Consider the following 5,305-nt stretch of genomic DNA (forward strand, 5'->3'; position numbering starts at 1 on the left):
CTCGCCGCCGCCGTCGCCGTCACGCGGGCCGCGCGAGAGGCCGGCGTCGACGCGTCGATAAAGTGGCCGAACGACGTCCTCGTGAGGGAACCGAACGAGGGCACGTCAGCGGATGGTGACGGCGTCCTCGTGAGCGACGACCGAACCGACCGCGGCGGCCGGAAACTCGCGGGCGTCCTCACCGAGATGGAGGGCGAGGCCGACAGGGTGTCGTGGCTCGTCGTCGGCATCGGCGTGAACGCCAACGTCGACGGCGAGGCGCTCCCGCCGGGCGCGACGAGCATCAGGGACGAGGTGGGCGACGTGGACCGGCGGGTGTTCCTCCAGCGCGTGCTGGAGACGTTCGACGAGTTGACCGCCGACCCCGAGGCGATTCTGTCGGCGTGGCGCGAGTGCGCCGCGACGCTCGGTCAACGCGTCCGCGTCGAGACGCCAAACGGCGTCGTCGAGGGCGAGGCGGTGGACGTGCGCGTCCCCGGTGCGCTGGTCGTCCGGACCGACGAGGGCGAACGCGTCGTCCACGCCGGCGACTGCGAACACCTGCGGCCGGCGCGCTGAAGACGAACGGTCAGGACGCGTCCGCCCCCGAACCGGTCCGGCGTCGCTCAAGCAGGGCGTACAGCGCGAGGAGTCCAAGCAGGTACAGCGCCATTCCGCCGACGACGCCCCACGTGAGCGGGTTCGTCTGGTCGAAGTTCCGCCAGACGCGCGCGGCGCCCGCCAGCACCAGCGCGAACCCCAGCACCTCGCTCTGGACCGGAATCCGCGCCGCGCTCCACCGCGGATCGCGGACGACGGCGACGTTCACGACGCCGAACAGGGCGAACCACCCGGCCAGAATCCGCGCCGTGAAGGTGGAGACGGCCCACGGCCACGCGCCGACCATCGGGCCGGGGTCGACGAACAGGACGACGGCGGTGGCCGTGACGACGACGCCGAGCGCGCCGCCGAAGAGTCGAACGACGCGGGGAAGAGACACCTCGTCGTCGCTCCGCGCGCCGGCGTCGGTGCGTCGGTTGAGCGCCCAGACGGCCGGGACGAGCACCGGCGTCAGGGCGTAGAGGAACACCCACAGGTAGAACGTGTGGTGTCCGTGGTTGAAGTTCTCCCAGTGGAGGACGGTGGCGACGGCCATGAACCACGTGAACGTCGCGATGCCGAGAAACACCGGAGCGACGGTGTGCCACTCGTCGGCGGTGGCGACGCGATAGAAGAAGTAGACGCCCGCGCGTAGCCGGCACCCATCACGACGGGCGTCATCTCCGGTCGAATCGTCCACGCGAAGAACGCCGTCGTCCGGTCGGGAACGCCGTAGAGGACGAGAAACGCGGCCGCCAGAAACGGGACGATGAACCACGCCACCCGCCGCGTGAGGGGGAGGACGGCGTCGTCGCGGTCGGTCGCCTCGCCGGCCCGAACCACCGCGCTCCAGCGTCTGTGTGTCATCGTCTCCGGTCGTCGTTCGCGACCCGACCCCGAGCGGACGCCTCAGTCCGCCTCGACGCCGGGTTCGGTCTCGCCCTCCGACTCCGCCTCCGTCCCTCGCTCCGTCTCGTCGCCGCCGTCGACGCGGACCGTCAACACCGGCACCTCCGACGCCCGGACGACTTTCTCGGCGACGCTGCCGAGGAGGAGTCGGTCGATGCCGCCGCGGCCGTGGGTGCCCATGACGACGAGGTCACAGCCCTCTCGTTCGGCGAAGCGGACGATTTCGCGACTCGGCGTCCCCTCCACGATGGCCGTCTCGACGGGGACGTCCGACTCGGCGGCGATGGCGCACACCTCGTCCATCGCCGCCTCGGCGTCCGCGCGGAGCATGTCGTCTAACCCCTCCCACGACGTCTCCATCGGGAGGCCGGCGAAGCTTCCGCTGTTGATGACGTACAGCGCGTGGACGGTGGCGTCGTGGACCGACGCGAGTCCGATGGCGTGTTCGAGGACGCGCTCGGACCCGGCCGAGCCGTCGGTCGGGACGAGGATACGCTGGTACATCATTGTTAACTCACCTCACGGTAGCAGACTCACGCTCTTAATACTTTCCACCGAGAATGTTACGAAACGAAACCCGCGGGCGGTTCAGTAGACGACGTCCGTCACGTCCGCCTCGCCGGCGCGGCGGACGACGGCCCGCACGAGGTCCTGTGCGCCGGCGAGGTTGTCCGAGTCGCCGTCGAGGACGAGCAGTCTCGCCTCGCGGCCGGGTTCGACGACGCCGCAGTTCAGCCCCGCTATCTCCGCGCCGTTCGCCGTCGCCATGCGGAGCACCTCCGTCGCCGTCGCGTCGGTCAGTTTCGAGGCGAACTCCATCTCGCGGAACATCGACGGCGAGTTCAGCATCACGTTGTCCGTCCCGAGGGCGACGGTGGTCCGGTCCAACAGGTCGCGGAGGGGCGGCACGCCGACGCCGGTGACGAGGTTCGACCGCGGGCAGACGACGACGGGCACCTCGTCGGCCTCGATGCGGTCGAGGTGGGACGGTTCGGGGTGGACCACGTGGACGACGAAGTCGGGGTCCAAGTCGAGTGCGGGGTCCACGTCGTGCGGGTCGCGTTCGCCCGCGTGGATGCCGAACAGTTTGCCCGCCTCGCGCGTCTCCGCCCGCAGGTCGTCGAACTCGGCGTCGCGCGCGCCGGACGCGCCGAACCCGTCGGACGCCCGCATCGCGTCGGCCGTCTCGCGTCCGAGGACGACGGGGTCTATCGCCAGTCCCGCGCCGGCCTCGCGGATGGCCTCGACGCCGTCGACGCCGCCCTCACGGAACTCGACGCAGGCGGCGGTACCGGTGGACGCCATCAGGCGGAGCGACCGCCGCATCGCCTCGACCTTCTCCTCGTGACTCGCCGCGCGGAGCAGACGGTGTTTCAGGCCGTCCGGCGGCGCGACCAACTCGTCCAGCGACAACCCCGCACCGGCCTCCTTGGCGATGGAGTCACCGATGTGCGTGTGCGCGTTGACGAACGCCGGGAGGACGACGTTCTCCGACTCGACGGCCGCCTCCTCGACGGCCGCAATCTCCCCGTCCTCGACGACGACGCGACCCTCGACGGGTTCGAAGTCGCGGCCGGCGAGGATGGTTCCCTCGACGTACATGGTGGTACTGACCGCGGCGAGCGCTTGAAACTCCCGAACCGCACACGGACCCCCTCGCCCCGACGGCGCGGGGCCGGGGCGCTCGCGGTCCCCGTCGCTCACTCCGCGAACTCGTCCAGCGTCGTGGCGACGCCGGGTCGCACGTCCGAGACGAGAGCGCCGTCGATGTCGAGTCCCATCTCCTCGACGGCGGCGCGGCCGACGGCCGCCGTCTCGTCCGCGGGCGCGTAGACGCCGAGTCGCCACTGCTGGTTCTGCGCCGTCCGGAGGGCGGAGACGAGGGGCGACTGCTTGCCGAGGCGGCGGGCCTCCCCGCTGACCATCACGCGCGTGGTCGACTCGGTCATCGACGGCCGGGGCGGCACGTCCACGATGACCGACCTCGGGTCGAGTCCGACGCGGTCTGCGATGCGCGACTCGAACGCCCGGTAGTCGTCGTGGTCGGCGTCGACGACGCCGTCGGGGACGGCGTCCATCTCCGCCCAGACGGCGCGCTTGAACAGGGTCCGACTGCCGAGTCGGTCGGCGAACGCGCGCGTCTCGGGCGTCATCCGCAGGGCCGCCAGCAGGTCGTGGTCGTCCATCCGGCGGAGTTCGGCCGCCGAGAGGTCCGGTTGGTCGAGGAGGCGTTCGGTCGCCTGCCGGAGCATCGCCTCGAGATGCGGGCGACGTGGTGCTGGTAGACGGTCGGATTCATGAGGGCGCGGGCGAGCAACAGCGACTCGGCCGTCTGGACGTTCCCCTCTGCGAGGACGAGTTCGCCGTCTGCGAACGTGAGTTCTCGAATCAGTCGTTCGTGGTCGATGGTGCCGTAGGGGACGCCCGTGTGGTGAGCGTCCCGCACGAGGTAGTCCATCCGGTCGACGTCCAACTCCCCGGAGACCAGTTGGCCGTACTTGCCCTCGCCCGCGACGAGGTCCGCGATGCGGGCGGGCTCTAAGTCGTTGTCGCGGAGGACGTCCCCCACCGTCCCCTCGGCGATGAGTTCGTGGACGTCGTCGTGGTACTTCCCGGTGTGTCGGTGCGTCACGCTCTCGACGTTGTGGCTGTACGGGCCGTGGCCGACGTCGTGGAGGAGGGACGCCGCTCGGATTCGTTCGGCCTGCACGCCCTCGATGCCGAGGTGGTCGAGGGCGCGGGAGGCGAGGTGGTAGACGCCCAGCGAGTGCTCGAACCGCGTGTGGTTCGCGGAGGGGTAGACGAGTTGGACCGTCCCCAACTGCTTGATGTGCCGGAGGCGTTGCACCTCCTCGGTGTCGAGGAGTGCCTCGGCGACGCCCTCGACCTCGATGTGGTCGTGGACGCTGTCCTTGATGGTCGTCATGCGAGAACGTGAGCCGGCTTCGGATAAAAACCGTCGGGCGCGTCAGCCGTCCTCGTGGGCCTCCGAGTGCCGGAAGCACAGCGACGGCCCCGGCACCAGCGAGTCGTCGTCCGTCTCGGGCAGGCCGATGGACGGCCGCCCGTCGTCGCCGACGAAGACGGAGAGACCGGTCCACGAGGGCGCCTCCGGGTCGGCGAGCGTCCACGTCGTCACCGCGTCGTCGTCTGCCGTATCGGCCGCGGGCACGTCGACGGCGACCCGGTACCGCCCCCTGCGGACCGCGAGGTTCGCGAGGACGAAGTCGTAGGCGGGGTCCGGCAGGTCCGACCCCGCCTCGACGGTGGTCGAGAAGACGCGGCGCGGCGGGCCGTCGTCGAGGTACTCGACGGTCACGTCGACGGCGTGGTCGCCGCCGTCGAACCGGAACAGGTGAATCTCCGCGCCCGCCCGTTCGTTGGGCGTGACGGCGTTCTCCGCGTCGTCTGCGGCGGCGTACGGTCCTCGCGCGTGTCGCAGACGACGGCGGTCCACGGCGCGACGGCGTGGCTCCCGTCGCGGCCGACGAAGTGCGGTACCTCGTGCCGGTTGATGCCGAAGCCGCCCTCGTCGCCGTAGCGGGCCTCCGCGCGGCACGCGCCGAACAGGTAGAAGCCGTCCTCGCTCTCGACGACGAGCGTCGCCTTCGGCTCGCCGATTTCGGGGTCGTCTCGCGGGCCGTCGCCGCCGCGCCGGACGAGGCGGTTCGTCGCCGCGACGCGTTCGTACGCGCGGACGACGCGAGGGCGTCGTCGGCCGTCGGCGACGCCGGCGGGTCCGGGAGCGGCGTCGTCTCGGCGATGGGCGTCGCCGTGTCCCGCGGCGTGGCCGTCGGCGTCGGCGTCCGCGCGGGCG

Annotated in this window: 6 protein-coding genes and 1 pseudogene; 2 read left to right on the forward strand and 5 right to left on the reverse strand. The window is 71.2% G+C overall.

The window, feature by feature from the left end:
* Positions 1-558: biotin--[acetyl-CoA-carboxylase] ligase (locus GJ632_RS19085; protein ID WP_191453759.1), on the forward strand; the 558-nt coding region annotated here is incomplete at its 5' end.
* 10 nt (positions 559-568) lie between these two features.
* Here the strand turns inward: GJ632_RS19085 and GJ632_RS19090 are convergent.
* The 5 genes and pseudogenes from GJ632_RS19090 to GJ632_RS19110 all read right to left on the reverse strand — a co-directional run bounded on the left by GJ632_RS19090 (position 569) and on the right by GJ632_RS19110 (position 4,945).
* The gene (locus tag GJ632_RS19090; RefSeq protein WP_191453760.1) at positions 569-1,279 is read right to left on the reverse strand and encodes a hypothetical protein; all 711 of its coding nucleotides are present in this window, start codon (positions 1,277-1,279) and stop codon (positions 569-571) included.
* A gap of 209 nt (positions 1,280-1,488) precedes the next feature.
* Entirely contained in the window at positions 1,489-1,995 is a 507-nt protein-coding gene (locus tag GJ632_RS19095; RefSeq protein WP_089807766.1) for a universal stress protein, read from the reverse strand.
* An 81-nt stretch (positions 1,996-2,076) separates the two neighbouring features.
* Positions 2,077-3,090, reverse strand: a complete 1,014-nt coding sequence (locus GJ632_RS19100) for an amidohydrolase family protein (protein WP_191453761.1) — start codon at positions 3,088-3,090, stop codon at positions 2,077-2,079.
* Between the two features lie 98 nt (positions 3,091-3,188).
* A pseudogene (locus GJ632_RS19105) lies at positions 3,189-4,414 on the reverse strand (HD domain-containing protein).
* A gap of 42 nt (positions 4,415-4,456) precedes the next feature.
* Positions 4,457-4,945 (reverse strand): hypothetical protein, encoded by a 489-nt coding sequence (locus GJ632_RS19110; protein ID WP_191453762.1) that lies wholly within the window; start codon positions 4,943-4,945, stop codon positions 4,457-4,459.
* 11 nt (positions 4,946-4,956) lie between these two features.
* Here GJ632_RS19110 and GJ632_RS22475 point away from each other — a divergent pair.
* The coding region (locus GJ632_RS22475) for a hypothetical protein (protein ID WP_197428092.1) at positions 4,957-5,305 on the forward strand (349 nt) is incomplete at its 3' end.

It is taken from the genome of Halogeometricum sp. CBA1124, from assembly GCF_009741955.1.
Lineage (GTDB): Archaea > Halobacteriota > Halobacteria > Halobacteriales > Haloferacaceae > Halogeometricum > Halogeometricum rufum.

Bases quoted from the DNA above. Each gene is read 5' to 3' on its own strand.
- GJ632_RS19095 (WP_089807766.1), bottom strand. From the start codon at position 1,995: ATGATGTACCAGCGTATCCTCGTCCCGACCGACGGCTCGGCCGGGTCC.
- GJ632_RS19100 (WP_191453761.1), bottom strand. From the start codon at position 3,090: ATGTACGTCGAGGGAACCATCCTCGCCGGCCGCGACTTCGAACCCGTC.